Origin of the sequence: Streptococcus mitis (genome assembly GCF_946190155.1) — a bacterium.
GTDB classification, from domain to species: Bacteria; Bacillota; Bacilli; order Lactobacillales; family Streptococcaceae; genus Streptococcus; species Streptococcus mitis_CL.
Window position 1 is genome coordinate 296,540 of the sequence record NZ_CAMHZL010000001.1, and the last position, 15,462, is coordinate 312,001.

A 15,462-nucleotide genomic window follows, 5' to 3' on the forward strand; every position below is an offset into this window, starting at 1 on the left:
AATGCATATCCGTGACAAAGCTTTTTAAAAGTGATAAAATTGAAATAACTGGGGAAATCCCTGAATAAAATTAAGGAGATGTTTAGAATAATGACTTCAACTAAACAACACAAAAAAGTTATCCTTGTCGGTGATGGTGCTGTAGGTTCTTCTTACGCTTTTGCACTTGTTAACCAAGGAATTGCACAAGAGCTTGGAATTATCGAAATTCCACAATTGCATGAAAAAGCTGTTGGTGACGCGCTTGACCTTAGTCACGCCCTTGCCTTCACTTCACCTAAAAAAATCTATGCAGCTCAATACTCTGACTGTGCAGACGCTGACCTTGTTGTAATCACTGCAGGTGCGCCTCAAAAACCAGGTGAAACTCGTCTTGACCTTGTAGGTAAAAACCTTGCTATCAACAAATCAATCGTAACTCAAGTTGTTGAATCAGGTTTCAAAGGTATCTTCCTTGTTGCTGCTAACCCAGTTGACGTCTTGACTTACTCAACTTGGAAATTCTCTGGTTTCCCTAAAGAACGAGTTATCGGTTCAGGAACTTCACTTGACTCAGCTCGTTTCCGTCAAGCACTTGCTGAAAAATTGGATGTTGATGCTCGTTCAGTGCACGCCTACATCATGGGTGAACACGGTGACTCTGAGTTCGCTGTTTGGTCACACGCTAACATCGCTGGTGTAAACCTTGAAGAATTCCTTAAAGACACTCAAAATGTTCAAGAAGCTGAATTGATTGAATTGTTCGAAGGTGTTCGTGATGCAGCTTACACAATCATCAACAAAAAAGGTGCAACATACTACGGTATCGCAGTAGCCCTTGCTCGTATTACTAAAGCAATCCTTGACGATGAAAACGCAGTACTTCCCCTTTCAGTATTCCAAGAAGGTCAATACGGAGTTAAAAACGTCTTTATCGGGCAACCAGCTGTTGTAGGTGCACATGGTATTGTTCGTCCAGTAAATATCCCATTGAACGACGCAGAAACTCAAAAAATGCAAGCATCTGCAAATGAATTACAAGCTATTATTGACGAAGCATGGAAAAACCCAGAATTCCAAGCTGCTTCTAAAAACTAATTGTAACTAGGTTCTCATTTAATGAGAACTCCATACCGAAGACAAACATTATTCTAGTGTTTGTCTTTTTTATTTCTCCAGATCTCCTATCCTTAAAATAAATTGAACCCTCTACAAAATACTTTTCAATGCAAAACAAAAAACTTTCCTTCCCTGTTTTCCTTGCTTTTTCCGATCTAAGTCAATCTTAACTTCCAGTTGCTCACTTATAAACTTAGCTTGATTATCTAACACTTGGTAAGTATATTTGTGGTTATTGGATACGATTCAATCATAGATGAAGGAAAATCGAGAACTTACTCAACCTGACGAAGAATATAGTCTTGCGGAACGAGTTCCTCTAGCGTGTAATAATCAACATGATTGCAATCGTAGTCTCATTTTTTTATGAAACATGGCAAACATCTCACAACTTTTCTTACCCCTATTTTACAATTTCACACAAAGAAAAACCCTTAGAAACTTTTAGTCTAAGGGCTTTCTATTCAATCTGTCACTTATGAAATGAGAACTTTTTCTTTTACTATAAAGTCTAAGATTGTACTTTTAAAAATATTACTTATCTCACTTCTTATGTCTTATATTGGAAACTCGAACACAAACACAACAACGCAAATATACTCTCATCATACAATAGATAAAATAGCCTGTAGATTTTATTATCAAAAATGATTAGATACAGTTTTTAAAATATATCCTTACAATCTCTCAAATAGTTCTTGCATTTGCACATCATCTGGAACCAGTTTTAAGTAAGTTTGAGCATTGACTTTTGCTTCCTCAAAGTAGCCCAATTCACGCAAGAGATAGATATAGTGTTCCAGAAATTCGGGATTGTCTTTCAAATCTCCTGCCAACTCTTTGTAAAGCTCATAGGCAGTATCCAAATCGTCCATCTCTTGATAAGAACGAGCAATCATCCACTTGGTCAAAAGATTTTCTAGCTCATCACTTTGTAAGTCTAGAATGTCCTCATAACGTTCCTGTTCTAGATAAATAGTTGCTAAACGGAGTAAAATTTCTTCTGTATCCTCAGCGTTTGCTTTAGCAGTAAGGAGGTAGTTTTCTGCACCACTAGCATCATGCAATTCATAAGAAAATTGTGAAGCAGCTAGCAAGAGGCGAGTTTCAAAAGGATTTTTCTCCAAGCCTTGCTTAGCGATACGCAAGGCTTCTTGAACTTGATGTTCCTTATGTAAGGCCTGACTGTAACCATACTCATATCCTTCAAAGTCAGGTGAAATGGTATCAAGCTGCTTAAAATAGAGGACAGCTTTTTGGTATTCTTCTTGATCAAAGTAAAGACTGGCCAACTCAAAAGCTGTTAGGTCATCGTATTCTAACTCCAGGGCTTTTTCTAAAAACTTTGTAGCCGTTTCAAATTTCCCTAACTGTGCATAGGCAAAACCAATTCGTTGATAGGTAGAAATGCCTGTTTGCTCATAAATAGTACGATTATCTAACTGGGCATAGCCTTGAATAGCTTCTTGGTAATTTTCCAACTCACTATCCAACTCTGCTAAGCCCAATATCAAGAGAGGATCCTCTGAGTAGGTCAAAGCCTCCAGCAGTTTCTCACGCGCTACATCTGTCAAACCTTCCAGCTGGTAAAGGTCTGCTTTAAGTACCAAAGCTGAAACATACCAGTCACTGTCAGCTTGGATTTCCTCAAGATAAGCAAAGGCTTCTTCGATTTGACCATCCTCGCTAGCAATAGCTGCCAGATTAAGATGAACCTCTGGAAAGTTCTCTACGATTTTTAGGTAAATCTCCTTAGCCTGAGGATAAAAACCAATCCCTTCAAGATAAGTAGCTAACTCATACAGAAGGTCACTTGGATCATTTTCTAAAGCTTTGACGAAATAATGTTCTGCCTTAACTAAATCTTGCTCTTCCAAAGCCTGTAACATCTGTTGACTATTGTTCACTCTTGACTTCCTCTCCTTCTAGTTCATATAGGCCACTGACTACCTTATACCATTCAAAAATGGCTGAAATGACAACTTTAGCAGAAGCATAAACCGGAATACCGAGTAAAACTCCCCAGATACCAAACATGGATCCTGAAGTCAACAAAACAAAGAGAACATTAATGGGATGGATGTTTAATTGACTTCCCAAAATCAATGGAGAGACAAAACGGCCTTCAATAGTTTGTTCTACTATAAAGACAATCACTACTTTTAAAAGCATGACTGGCCCAGCAATCAAGCCCAATACTAGGGCAGGAAGCATGGCTAAGAAGCTACCCAAATAAGGAACCAGATTTAAAATACCAGCAGTGACCCCCAACGTAACTGCATAGCGTAGACCGATAATCTTGAAGAATATGATAAACATTACTGCTACAATAATAGCCACTGTTACTTGTCCTCTAACATAGTTGGACAACTGTTGATTCACTTCTGACAAAACCTGTCCTACAGGTTCCTTCAATTTCGTTGGCATGAATTGGGTCAAATAGTTACGCAAGCCTTTCCCATCACGCAAGAGATAAAAGAGCATGAAAGGAACGATAATCAAGGCAACAATCACTTGAGATGCCCCGCTAATAAAGGCACTCACCCAGTTGACTGCCTGAGATGAAACCTTACTTGCCCAAACTGTAGCCTGACTAGAGAAGTTTGTTAAAACTTGCTCTAACTGAGGTCTGAAATCATCTGGTAAACGCTTGGTAACCAAATCATTAATAACTCGATCAGCATCTTCGAGATAGATTGGTACATTTCTTGCAAAGGTTAAAACTTGACGTTGCAGACTTGGAATAGCCACTGCCAAGCCCCAAATGATAAAGAGAGCGATGATGACAAAGACAATACTGATTGCGATGACGCGATTAATCTTATGCTTCTCCAACCAATCAACAATGGGATTCAGTAAATAGTATAGTAAACCAGATAGAATGACTGGCAACATCACGACTGCCAAAAAGTCTAAAACAGGTGAAAATAGAAAACTAATCTTGCTTAAAATAAAAAGATTCAGTCCCAATAATAAGGTTACCAAAAATACCGTAATTGCCTTGTTGTCCAAAAACCACTTGAAAAACCAAGATAGACTAAAATGTTTCTCTTTTTGTTCCATAAATAATTCCTTTCTGTTATTCTTTCCATTATACCATTTTTAAATCAAAATAACTCTTTTTTAAAGTGCTTACATACTACTCAATTGCACCGCATAGCATATTATAAATTCATTTTGTGATATAATAGACTTATCTTTATAAAGAGGTATAGTCATGAAAGAAACTGTTTATTTTGGAACTTATACACGTCGTACTTCCCAAGGGATTTACAAGGCAGACTTTGATACAGAAACTGGTCAGCTTTCAAATCTAGAACTTTTTGCAGCTGAACCAAGTCCAACCTACCTTGCCTTTGACCAGCACCAACATTTATACACTGTTGGTAGTCAAGACGATAAGGGGGGGATTGCAGCCTATCAAACTGATGGAACCTTATTAAATCATGTCGTGGAAAAAGGAGCTCCCCACTGTTATGTTGCCGTTGATGAAAAGCGTGATTTGGTTTACGCGGCAAACTACCACAAGGGACAGGTCCTTGTTTATAAACGCAAGGAAGATGGCAGTCTTCTACTTAGTGATGTAGATCAACACAGTGGCCAAGGTCCACATGAGAATCAAGCTTCTCCCCATGTTCACTTTACAGATTTAACACCTGACCACTATCTAGTGACCTGCGACTTAGGTACTGACCAAGTAATTACTTATGATCTTGATTCAGAAGGAAAATTATCTAAGCTCTATACCTATCATAGCCAGCCAGGAGCAGGCTCACGCCATATTATTTTCCATAACCATTATAAAATCGCTTATCTCATTTGTGAACTCAATAGCACTATCGAGGTTCTAATCTACGATGGTGTTGGCGAATTTGAACGCATGCAAGTCATTTCAACTCTACCAGAAGGTTACAAAGGTTTTAATGGAACTGCTGCTATTCGTCTCTCTAAAGACGGTAAATACCTCTACGCTTCTAACCGTGGTCATGATTCTATCGCAGTATATACAATTCTTGCGGATGGTAGCTTAGAGTTATTAGAAATCGTTCCGACACATGGTCAGACTCCACGTGATTTTGATTTGACACCGGATCAAGAATTTGTCATTGCTGTCCATCAGGACTCTGACAATGCAACCGTCTTTAAACGCAATCCTGAAACTGGTCGTCTAGCAGAACTTTCTAATGACTTCCATATACCAGAAGCCGTCTGCATCAGATTTGCTAATTAAGACAATTATAACCACACTTCTAACAAGTTCTACACACCATAGACAAACATCATTTTAGTGTTTGTCTTTTTTATATTTTCTAAACTACTCCCCTAAAAACTGAAAACTTTCTGCAAACACTTATCAATGAGAAATAAAAATTCTTCTCAGCCATCAATTAATTATCATGCATCTTACGGAGCGAAACAGAGTATTATTAGATTATAAAAAAGAACCTTGCAATGCAAGATTCTTTTAGTGTCTGACTTAAATAATTGTTCTTCTGGGAACTAAATCGAATTAAGCTTCGATTTCTGTAACCATACCTGAACCAACAGTACGTCCACCCTCACGGATAGAGAATGTAGTACCTTGTTCTACGGCGATTGGGTGGATCAACTCAACGTCGATTGTCACGTTATCACCAGGCATTACCATTTCAGTACCTGCTGGAAGTTCGATTGAACCTGTAACGTCAGTAGTACGGAAGTAGAATTGTGGACGGTAGTTGTTGAAGAATGGAGTGTGACGTCCACCTTCTTCTTTAGTAAGGATGTAAACTTCACCTTTGAATTTAGTGTGTGGGTTGATTGAACCTGGTTTAGCGATAACTTGTCCACGTTCGATTTCGTCACGTTGAACACCACGAAGAAGGACACCTACGTTATCTCCGGCAAGACCTTCGTCAAGTTGTTTACGGAACATTTCAACACCAGTAACAACTGCTTTTTGAGTTTCTTCTTTGATACCAACGATTTCGATTTCGTCGTTGACTTTAACGATACCACGGTCGATACGTCCTGAAGCAACTGTACCACGTCCAGTGATTGAGAATACGTCTTCGACTGGAAGAAGCAATGGTTTGTCAGTATCACGTTCTGGTTCTGGGATGTACTCATCAACTGTGTTCATCAATTCCATAACGATGTCTTCGTATTTAGTGTCACCTTCAAGGGCTTTAAGAGCTGAACCTTGGATAACTGGAAGATCGTCACCTGGGAAGTCGTATTCTGACAATAGGTCACGGATTTCCATTTCAACCAATTCAAGCAATTCTTCGTCGTCAACCAAGTCAACTTTGTTCATGAAGACGATAAGGTGTTTAACACCAACCTGACGTGAAAGAAGGATGTGCTCACGAGTTTGTGGCATTGGTCCGTCAGTTGAAGCTACTACAAGGATAGCACCGTCCATTTGAGCGGCACCAGTGATCATGTTTTTAACGTAGTCCGCGTGTCCTGGAGCGTCGATGTGAGCGTAGTGACGTTTTTCAGTTTCGTACTCAACGTGCGCAGTGTTGATAGTGATACCGCGTTCGCGTTCTTCTGGAGCAGCATCGATAGACGCATAGTCTTTAGGTTGGTTAACTGATGAAGGCAAGCGACGTGCCAAAACAGTTGTGATAGCTGCAGTTAGGGTAGTTTTACCGTGGTCAACGTGTCCGATAGTACCAATGTTAACGTGTGGTTTACTACGATCGTATTTTTCTTTTGCCATTTGAGTAAAAGCCTCCAATAAAATATATTTTATAGATAGACAGTAGGCAATACAGTCTAACTTTCCTTACTATTTTATCAAATTTCAGCTAAATTGCAAGTGTTTTACAAAGTTTTTGTGAATTATTCTTAATCTGCTAATCTAAACGGTATTTCTACTCCTATTACTTCTTTAATGAAAAAGAAAAATCAGGAATTTCCTGACTTTTACTTAGCTAATTCTCTTTCTCGTTCTTTCATTATTTTATGATTTTCATACAAACGTGATAAAAACTTAGAAATTTCTTTTAAGATAGAATAAGTTGGTACTGCGACAATCATGCCAATAACACCATAGATATTACTTGATAACAAAAGTAATACTAAAATCGTAATTGGATGAACCTTCATCACTCCACCTACGATTCGAGGGTAAAGGATGTTCCCGTCTACTTGTTGAATAATCAGCATATAAATAACTGCAATCAGCATTCTATGGGGATCAGTAAAGACATTTGCGATAATCATCGGAATCAGACCAATACTTGGTCCCACATAAGGAATGAGATTGGCTAATCCTGAAAAGATGGCGAAGACCAAAGCATATTTCAAACCAATAACACTATATCCGACAAAGGCCAAACACCCAATAATAATCGCATCAATTGCAACTCCACTAATATAGCGAGCAATTGTCGCATTCAAATTTTTTAAGAGGCCTGCAATATGCAACTTATCTCTCTTTAAAACAGTACGTTCAAGCATCGGCAAGAATTTGTGACCATCTAACAAAAAATAAATTAAAAACACAGGTGTCATGATAATAATCAAAACTGTACTAAAGAGCGCAGATAAGACACTTCCAACACTATTCGTTACACTATTTAGGATATTCTGTAGAATATCTACATAGGAGAGATTTAACTGTTGAATCGTCGCTTGAATATCTAAATTTTGAAAGGCTGGATAGGTAGATAAATCCACAATCAAATCTTGCAAACGACTGTAGATTGTCTGACTTGTTGCTATCAAACTGGTCAACTGATTAATCAAAATCGGTAAGAGATAGACTACCCCAATAACTAGCCCCCAGACCAAGGCGCACAAGGTTAGTAGAATACCAATGATACGGTTAATTTTGAAATACTTTTGTAAAAAATTTACAATAGGATTGGTCAAATAATATAAAAAACCACCTAAAAGAAAGGGAATCATTATAGTGTTTGCGACACTTACAAAAGGCGTTATAATCCCACCCATCTGTCTCCATAAATAGAAGATGATGGTTAATAGTAAAATCTCACTGGTCCAAAAAAATAATTTATTCTTACGAAACATGGGGTACCTCCATTTATCTATTTTACCACACTTTCAAAAAAGCTTCTTTCTTATATCATGAAACTGGGAATATTTTTTTCTTTATGTTAGAATAAACTTACTATGAAAAAAATTATTTTAACTCTATTAAGCCTGTCCCTTATTGGCTCAGCATCTACTGTTGCTGCTCAAGATTTTAATATTGCTGCTAAACATGCAATTGCTGTTGAGGCGAATACTGGTAAAATTCTCTATGAGAAAGATGCAACCCAGCCAGTTGAAATTGCTTCAATCACAAAGTTAATTACTGTTTATCTTGTCTATGAAGCCTTGGAAAACGGCAGTATTACACTATCAACTCCGGTAGATATTTCTGATTACCCTTACAAATTAACAACAAATTCTGAAGCAAGTAATGTTCCTATGGAGGCTCGTAATTATACTGTCGAAGAGTTGCTTGAGGCAACCCTGGTATCTAGTGCTAACAGTGCGGCTATTGCCCTAGCTGAGAAAATTGCTGGCTCAGAAAAAGATTTCGTCGATATGATGCGCGCAAAGCTCTTAGAATGGGGAATTCAGGATGCCACTGTTGTCAATACGACGGGTCTTAACAATGAGACACTAGGGGATAACATTTACCCGGGCTCTAAAAAAGATGAGGAAAATAAGCTCAGTGCTTATGATGTCGCTATCGTTGCTCGCAACCTCATCAAAAAATACCCACAAGTCTTAGAAATCACGAAAAAACCTTCTTCTACTTTTGCTGGAATGACAATCACTTCTACCAATTACATGTTAGAGGGTATGCCTGCTTATCGCGGTGGTTTTGATGGATTAAAAACAGGGACCACAGATAAGGCTGGAGAGTCTTTTGTTGGTACTACTTTCGAAAAAGGAATGAGGGTTATCACAGTTGTTTTGAATGCAGATCATCAAGACAATAATCCTTACGCTCGCTTCACAGCTACATCCTCACTAATGGATTATATCTCTTCTACATTCACACTTCGTAAAATCGTTCAGAAAGGCGATGCCTATCAAGATAGCAAAGCCCCTGTACAGGATGGAAAAGAAGATACAGTCACTGCTGTTGCCAAAGATGATATTTCTCTAATTGAACGTGTTGGAGGTCAATCTTCCCAATCTATTCAATTCACACCTGATGCTAAGGCAATTCCAGCACCACTTGAAGCCGGAACAGTGGTCGGACATTTGACTTATGAAGACTCAGACTTGGTTGGTCAAGGTTACATTACCACAGAACGGCCTAGTTTTGAAATGGTAGCAGAAAAGAAAGTTGAAAAAGCCTTCTTTTTAAAAGTTTGGTGGAATCAGTTTATCCGCTTTATCAACGAGAAGCTATGATATAATAAACTTCTTAAAGCTAAAAAATAAATATTATGTTTAAAGAAAAAGAAAGGGAATCTGTATAATACAGTACTCCCTTCTTTTTTTAAACTTAATTTATTGATAGCAAAAATCCCCTAAATCTTAGATTAATACTATCTAAAATCTAGGGGTTTGATTGTATAAATACTATTTTAAAATCTTGATTCTAGTTCATTTCTTTAAAGGCTGCTTCTGCATCCTCGTTGCTGATGACACCAAATTGAATCTTTCCAATCTTTCCTTGACTATCAATCAGGTATTCTGTAGGAATGCTTCGAATTTGATAAGCTTGGAAGGTGGTTCCTTTTGTGTCATAAAGTACTGGGATATCTTTATATCCTTGATCTTGGAACCATTGTGGAAATTGCTCGACAGTTTTTTCACCTTGAATTCCTGGTGCAATGACACTAAGAATTTCAAAATCACGATCTGGTTTCGCAGCTAATTCCATCAACTCTGGCATACTTTTCTTACATGGACCACACCATGAAGCCCAAAACTTCAAATAAACCTTTTTCCCCTTATAATCCGATAACTTGACTTCTTTGCCATCCATTGATTGCAAGGTAAAGTCTGGAGCCTCTTTTCCAACAGCAATTTGTTGTACAGGCGTTTGTTGCTGTTGTTTTGGAGATTGTTCTGGTGCTTGAGTCTTTTTACTTTCTTCCTCACCACAGGCCATCAATACAACTAGTGACAAGAGGCTTAAGCCAGCAAACATTACTTTTTTCATCTTTTTCTCCTTTATTCAAAAATTCCAGCTAGAACATTTACTTGTCCTAATAGTAACAAAATTCCCATTAAAATAATGAGGAAACCACCAATTTTCTTCAGTAGCATCATATGACGCTTGAGTTTACTAAAATAAGGCATCACTACGCCTGAAGCTAGAGCCAAGACCAAGAAAGGAATGGCCATTCCAAGAGTGTAAATCAAGGTATAGATAGCTCCTTGCCAAGCGCCATTGCCTCCAGAAGCCGCAAGTGCTAAAACAGAACTTAAAACTGGACCAATACAAGGCGTCCAACCAAAGCTAAAGGTAATACCAAGCAAAAAGGCTGACCAATAACGATTGGCTGCTGATTGCTTGAAGGTAAAGCTTTTTTGAATCTCTAATTTCTTAAAATGAAAAATTTCCATCTGGTGTAGGCCTAAAATGATGATAATTGTTCCCATGGTATAGCGAAACCAATTTGCATAGAGAATATTACCAAAGTAACCAGCACCAAATCCTAAGATAAAGAAAATGAGAGAGATACCTGCAATAAAGCAAAGTGTTCGAATCAAACCTGACCAGGCAACTTTTTTCCCAAATAATGAAAAACTTTTTGCACTATCCTGATCATCCAATAAGATACCAGTATAGACAGGTAACAGAGGGAAAATGCAAGGGGAAAAGAAGGACAAGATCCCTGCTAAAAAAACAGAGATTGAAAATACTATCGTTTCCAATAACGAACCAACTTTCTTAATAATTCTAATTCTATTTTACTATAATCAATTTTATTTGTATGATTTCTGCTACGCAAATTGAACTATGCTATCTTTTAATTATCTTTTATATCACTAGAAGATTCTAATTTTGCATCAGTTTTGCCCCTTAAGAATACATAAAAAATGAACTTGATAATTCAAGTTCATTTTTCTTATAGTCTTTTTCCGACATTAATACGGTTAATGGCACGTTGCAAAGCAATCTTAGCACGACGTTCTTGGTCAATCAAGTGTTTGTCTTGTGCTTCTTCAATTTCACGCTCTGCTCGAAGTTTGGCACGTTCTGCACGACTAACGTCGATATCACGAGCACGTTCTGCAGAGTCAGCAACAATTGTGACAACGCCATTGGCAACTTCGATAACGCCTCCGTTCACTGCAATCCAGTTCACGTGATTTTCATCATCTACACGTTTAACCTTAACCTCATCAACTGCTAAAACTGCAATCATATTTTCATGTCGTGGCAAGATTCCCATCTCACCATCCAGAGTTCGAACTGATACAAAGCTGGCATGGTGATCATAGACGAGACCATCTGGTGTCACGATCTGGACAGTTAACTGAGCCATAGATCACCTCTTAAAATCCCATTTTTTCAGCTTTTGCAATCACATCTTCGATAGAACCTACACCACGGAAGGCATCTTCTGGCAAGTGGTCGTGTTTACCATCAAGTATTTCCTTAAAGCCACGAACAGTTTCAGCAACTGGAACATAAGAACCTGGCTGACCAGTAAATTGTTCCGCAACGTTGAAGTTTTGTGACAAGAAGAACTGGATACGACGGGCACGAGCAACCAAGGTCTTTTCTTCATCAGAAAGCTCATCCATACCAAGGATAGCAATGATATCTTGCAATTCATGGTAACGTTGAAGAACGCGTTTTACTTCAGCAGCAACTGCATAGTGCTCTTCTCCAACAATTTCAGGTGCCAAGGCACGTGAGCTTGAAGCAAGTGGGTCAACGGCTGGATAGATACCCAATTGTACCAACTTACGTTCCAAGTTAGTTGTTGAATCCAAGTGAGCAAAGGCTGTTGCTGGCGCTGGGTCAGTATAGTCATCCGCTGGCACATAGATAGCCTGGATAGAGGTTACAGAACCCTTTTTAGTTGATGTAATACGCTCTTGCAATTGACCCATTTCCGTAGCAAGTGTTGGTTGGTAACCAACGGCTGATGGCATACGACCCAAAAGGGCAGATACTTCTGAACCAGCCTGAGTGAAACGAAAGATATTATCGATAAAGAGAAGCACGTCTTGTCCTTCTACATCACGGAAGTATTCAGCGATTGTCAAACCAGTAAGGGCAACACGCATACGTGCTCCTGGTGGCTCATTCATCTGACCAAATACCATGGCTGTTTTCTCGATAACACCTGATTCTTTCATTTCCCAGTAAAGGTCATTCCCCTCACGAGTACGTTCCCCAACACCAGTAAATACTGAAATACCACCGTGTTCTTGGGCAATGTTGTGAATCAATTCTTGAATCAAGACAGTTTTACCAACTCCGGCACCACCGAAAAGTCCAACTTTACCACCTTTAAGGTAAGGGGCAAGAAGGTCGATAACCTTAATCCCTGTTTCAAGGATTTCAGAAGAGGTAGACAACTCATCAAAAGTTGGAGCTTTTTTATGAATTGGCTGACGCTCTGCATCTTCTGTAAAAGGAGCTTCCAAGTCAATGGTATCTCCCAAAACGTTGAAGACACGTCCCAAAGTTTCTTTACCTACTGGTACAGAGATTGGACGACCTGTGTCCAATACTTCCATTCCACGAGTCAAACCATCTGTTGATTCCATGGCGATAGTACGAACCATACCATCTCCCAACTCCAAGGCTACTTCAAGGACGATTTTTGTTTTTCTTTCGTCATTTTTGTAGACGACAAGTGCATTGTTAATCTCAGGAAGTTTTTCCCCTGCTGCAAACAAGACGTCTACAACGGGACCGATAACCTGAGCAATTTTACCTGAACTCATCTCCTTCTCCTATTCTATATAAGATACTGTCGGTCCCTAGCTTAACTAGGTCCTAAGTTCATTTTCATACGAGCTGGACTAGTGCCTATTCTAAGGCACTAGCTCCTGCTACGATTTCTGTAATTTCTTGTGTAATCGCCGCCTGTCTGGCACGGTTATACTGAATTGTCAAATCATTAATGACTTTCTTAGCATTATCTGTCGCTGTTTGCATGGCGGTCATACCTGCAGCATTTTCAGCTGTCTTAGCATCGATAATAGCCCCGTAAATCATACTTTCTGCAAACTGAGGCAACAACTGCTCCAAAATTTCTTCTCGGCTAGTTTCCAATTCAAAGGTCAAGCTGTAACTGTCATCTGCTTCATTTGGATCCAAGTCAACAATTGGAAGCATTTGCTCCACACGCATTTGACTAGTTAGCGTATTGACATGGTGGTTGTAGCAGACATAGAGTTCATCAAAAAGTTCATTTTGGTACATTTCAACAGTTTTTGAAATAATCTTACGAACTTCATCAAAGCTAGGTTGGTCTGCCAAGCCACGTAATTCATAAAGTGGTTGAATACCACGAGCCTTAAAGAAATCAGCTCCCATTCCACCAATACAAATCATTTCAAAACCTTTACCGTCTGGATGGTATTCTTCTTTCAGCTCCATAACGGCTTTCAGAATAGAAGAATTATAACCTCCAACCAAACCGCGGTCTGAAGTAATGACGATATAGCCTGTCTTCTTAACTGGACGACTAATCAACATCGGATTAGTTGAACTACCAGCTCCATTACCATGAAGAATATCCGTCAAAAGTTTACGAACTTTTTGAGCATAAACTTGGAAGTTGCGAGCAGCTTCTTCAGAACGACCTAGCTTAGCAGCTGATACCATCTGCATGGCATTAGTGATTTGACTCGTATTTTTTGTTGAGGCGATTTTTGTTTTAATATCATTTAGAGATACTGCCATCTGACACCTCTATTCTTACTGGAAGCTGGTTTGATTGAGAAACTCTGTAATCGCAGCATCCAAGACTGCTTCTTCTGGCAAGTCTTTTGTATCACGAATGGTTTCCAAAATCTCTGGATGTTGAGCATCAAAGAAGGCATGGAACTCTTCCTCAAAACGAACAATTTCATCTACTGGAACAGTATCCAAGAAACCATGTGTCAAAGCATAGAGAATGGTTACTTGTTTCTCAACAGGTAATGGTTTGTGAACAGGTTGTTTCAAGACTTCAACTGTACGACGTCCACGGTTCAACTTAGCCTGTGTTGCTGCGTCCAAGTCAGAACCAAACTTAGTGAAGGCTTCCAACTCACGGTATGAAGCAAGGTCGATACGAAGTGTACCAGCAACCTTTTTCATGGCTTTAATTTGTGCAGAACCACCTACACGAGATACAGATGAACCCGCGTCAATGGCTGGACGAATACCCGCATTGAAGAGACCATCACCAAGGAAGATTTGTCCATCAGTGATTGAAATCACGTTGGTTGCGATATAGGCAGAGATATCTCCTGCTTGTGTCTCGATAAACGGTAGGGCTGTAATAGATCCACCACCAAGTTCATCAGAAACTTTAGCTGAGCGCTCAAGCAAACGGCTGTGAAGGTAGAAAACATCCCCTGGGAAGGCTTCACGACCTGGAGGACGACGAAGCAAAAGAGACAGTTCACGATAAGCTACCGCTTGTTTTGAAAGATCATCATAAACGATCAAAACATGCTTACCTTGGTACATAAATTCTTCCGCCATGGCAACCCCAGCATAAGGAGCTAGGAAGAGCAATGGAGATGGTTGTGAAGCAGAGGCTGTCACAACGATTGTGTAGTCCAAGGCACCGTACTGACGTAGTGTTTCTACTTGCGTACGAACTGTTGATTCTTTCTGTCCGATCGCTACGTAGATACAGATCATATCTTGACCCTTTTGGTTCAAGATTGTATCAATCGCAATTGTTGTTTTCCCTGTCTGACGGTCACCGATAATCAACTCACGTTGACCACGACCAATCGGTACAAGGGCGTCAATAGCTTTCAAACCAGTTTGCAATGGTTCTGATACAGACTTACGTTGCATAACACCAGGAGCTGGCGCTTCTACTGGACGAGTTTTATCAGTGTGGATTTCTCCAAGACCGTCAACTGGACGACCAAGTGGGTCCACAACACGACCAATCAGACTTTCACCTACTGGGACTTCCATGATTTTACCTGTACGGCGGATTGTATCGCCTTCACGGATATCTGTAAAGTCACCTAGGATGATAATACCAACGTCTGTTGACTCCAAGTTTTGAGCCATCCCATAAGAGCCGTTTTCAAAAATCAACAACTCTCCACTCATGGCATTTTCAAGGCCGTGAGCACGCGCGATACCGTCCCCGATATAGGTTACAACACCTGTTTCAGTCACATCAAAATTGGGTTTGAAATTTTCAATTTGTTGCTTAATTAAAGCGCTGATTTCTTGTGCGTTAATTGCCAAAAGAA

General features: G+C 39.3%; 13 protein-coding genes. 3 read left to right on the forward strand and 10 right to left on the reverse strand.

Translation table 11 applies throughout. From position 1 onward, the window contains the following. Positions 1 to 90: 90 nt before the first annotated feature. The gene (locus N8O80_RS01390) at positions 91 to 1,077 is read left to right on the forward strand and encodes an L-lactate dehydrogenase (protein WP_000204729.1); all 987 of its coding nucleotides are present in this window, start codon (positions 91 to 93) and stop codon (positions 1,075 to 1,077) included. Between the two features lie 698 nt (positions 1,078 to 1,775). Here N8O80_RS01390 and N8O80_RS01395 read toward each other — a convergent pair. Both N8O80_RS01395 and N8O80_RS01400 read right to left on the reverse strand, forming a co-directional pair. Further along, positions 1,776 to 3,005 carry a tetratricopeptide repeat protein gene (locus N8O80_RS01395; RefSeq protein WP_261026503.1) on the reverse strand — a complete coding sequence of 410 codons (1,230 nt, stop codon included), beginning with the start codon at positions 3,003 to 3,005 and terminating at the stop codon, positions 1,776 to 1,778. Next, a complete protein-coding gene (locus N8O80_RS01400) occupies positions 2,995 to 4,161 on the reverse strand; it encodes an AI-2E family transporter (protein ID WP_261026505.1) in 1,167 nt (388 codons plus the stop codon). Before N8O80_RS01400 ends, N8O80_RS01395 begins: the two co-directional genes overlap by 11 nt. Positions 4,162 to 4,315: 154 nt before the next feature. On the opposite strand from N8O80_RS01400, the gene N8O80_RS01405 reads away from it, so the two are divergent. Continuing rightward, positions 4,316 to 5,329, forward strand: coding sequence for a lactonase family protein (locus tag N8O80_RS01405; RefSeq protein WP_061590106.1), 1,014 nt, complete (start codon positions 4,316 to 4,318; stop codon positions 5,327 to 5,329). A gap of 279 nt (positions 5,330 to 5,608) precedes the next feature. Here the strand turns inward: N8O80_RS01405 and tuf are convergent, their stop codons facing one another. Next, a complete protein-coding gene (gene tuf / locus N8O80_RS01410; protein WP_001040726.1) occupies positions 5,609 to 6,805 on the reverse strand; it encodes an elongation factor Tu in 1,197 nt (398 codons plus the stop codon). Positions 6,806 to 7,011: 206 nt separating this feature from the next. Further along, positions 7,012 to 8,121, reverse strand: coding sequence for an AI-2E family transporter (locus N8O80_RS01415; RefSeq protein ID WP_261026508.1), 1,110 nt, complete (start codon positions 8,119 to 8,121; stop codon positions 7,012 to 7,014). A gap of 102 nt (positions 8,122 to 8,223) precedes the next feature. Between N8O80_RS01415 and pbp3 the strand changes: the two genes are divergently transcribed. Next, positions 8,224 to 9,465, forward strand: coding sequence for a D-alanyl-D-alanine carboxypeptidase PBP3 (gene pbp3 / locus N8O80_RS01420; RefSeq protein WP_261026510.1), 1,242 nt, complete (start codon positions 8,224 to 8,226; stop codon positions 9,463 to 9,465). Between the two features lie 190 nt (positions 9,466 to 9,655). Here the strand turns inward: pbp3 and sdbB are convergent, their stop codons facing one another. The 6 genes from sdbB to atpA form a co-directional block, all read right to left on the reverse strand. Continuing rightward, positions 9,656 to 10,222: a thiol-disulfide oxidoreductase-associated lipoprotein SdbB gene (sdbB, locus tag N8O80_RS01425; RefSeq protein WP_020901470.1), complete on the reverse strand. Its 567-nt coding sequence runs from the start codon at positions 10,220 to 10,222 to the stop codon at positions 9,656 to 9,658. 11 nt (positions 10,223 to 10,233) lie between these two features. Further along, positions 10,234 to 10,941, reverse strand: coding sequence for a thiol-disulfide oxidoreductase-associated membrane protein CcdA2 (ccdA2, locus tag N8O80_RS01430; protein WP_033681677.1), 708 nt, complete (start codon positions 10,939 to 10,941; stop codon positions 10,234 to 10,236). Between the two features lie 194 nt (positions 10,942 to 11,135). After that, complete coding sequence (locus tag N8O80_RS01435) at positions 11,136 to 11,555, reverse strand: F0F1 ATP synthase subunit epsilon (protein WP_261026517.1); 420 nt, start codon at positions 11,553 to 11,555, stop codon at positions 11,136 to 11,138. A gap of 10 nt (positions 11,556 to 11,565) precedes the next feature. Then, a complete protein-coding gene (gene atpD / locus N8O80_RS01440) occupies positions 11,566 to 12,972 on the reverse strand; it encodes a F0F1 ATP synthase subunit beta (protein ID WP_000094357.1) in 1,407 nt (468 codons plus the stop codon). 85 nt (positions 12,973 to 13,057) lie between these two features. Next, a complete protein-coding gene (locus N8O80_RS01445) occupies positions 13,058 to 13,936 on the reverse strand; it encodes a F0F1 ATP synthase subunit gamma (protein ID WP_000301224.1) in 879 nt (292 codons plus the stop codon). Between the two features lie 15 nt (positions 13,937 to 13,951). Next, entirely contained in the window at positions 13,952 to 15,457 is a 1,506-nt protein-coding gene (atpA, locus tag N8O80_RS01450; protein WP_042900828.1) for a F0F1 ATP synthase subunit alpha, read from the reverse strand. Positions 15,458 to 15,462: the final 5 nt, after the last annotated feature.

Bases quoted from the DNA above. Each gene is read 5' to 3' on its own strand.
- N8O80_RS01390 (WP_000204729.1), top strand. From the start codon at position 91: ATGACTTCAACTAAACAACACAAAAAAGTTATCCTTGTCGGTGATGGT.
- N8O80_RS01400 (WP_261026505.1), bottom strand. From the start codon at position 4,161: ATGGAACAAAAAGAGAAACATTTTAGTCTATCTTGGTTTTTCAAGTGG.
- N8O80_RS01405 (WP_061590106.1), top strand. From the start codon at position 4,316: ATGAAAGAAACTGTTTATTTTGGAACTTATACACGTCGTACTTCCCAA.
- tuf (WP_001040726.1), bottom strand. From the start codon at position 6,805: ATGGCAAAAGAAAAATACGATCGTAGTAAACCACACGTTAACATTGGT.
- N8O80_RS01415 (WP_261026508.1), bottom strand. From the start codon at position 8,121: ATGTTTCGTAAGAATAAATTATTTTTTTGGACCAGTGAGATTTTACTA.
- pbp3 (WP_261026510.1), top strand. From the start codon at position 8,224: ATGAAAAAAATTATTTTAACTCTATTAAGCCTGTCCCTTATTGGCTCA.
- sdbB (WP_020901470.1), bottom strand. From the start codon at position 10,222: ATGAAAAAAGTAATGTTTGCTGGCTTAAGCCTCTTGTCACTAGTTGTA.
- N8O80_RS01435 (WP_261026517.1), bottom strand. From the start codon at position 11,555: ATGGCTCAGTTAACTGTCCAGATCGTGACACCAGATGGTCTCGTCTAT.
- atpD (WP_000094357.1), bottom strand. From the start codon at position 12,972: ATGAGTTCAGGTAAAATTGCTCAGGTTATCGGTCCCGTTGTAGACGTC.
- N8O80_RS01445 (WP_000301224.1), bottom strand. From the start codon at position 13,936: ATGGCAGTATCTCTAAATGATATTAAAACAAAAATCGCCTCAACAAAA.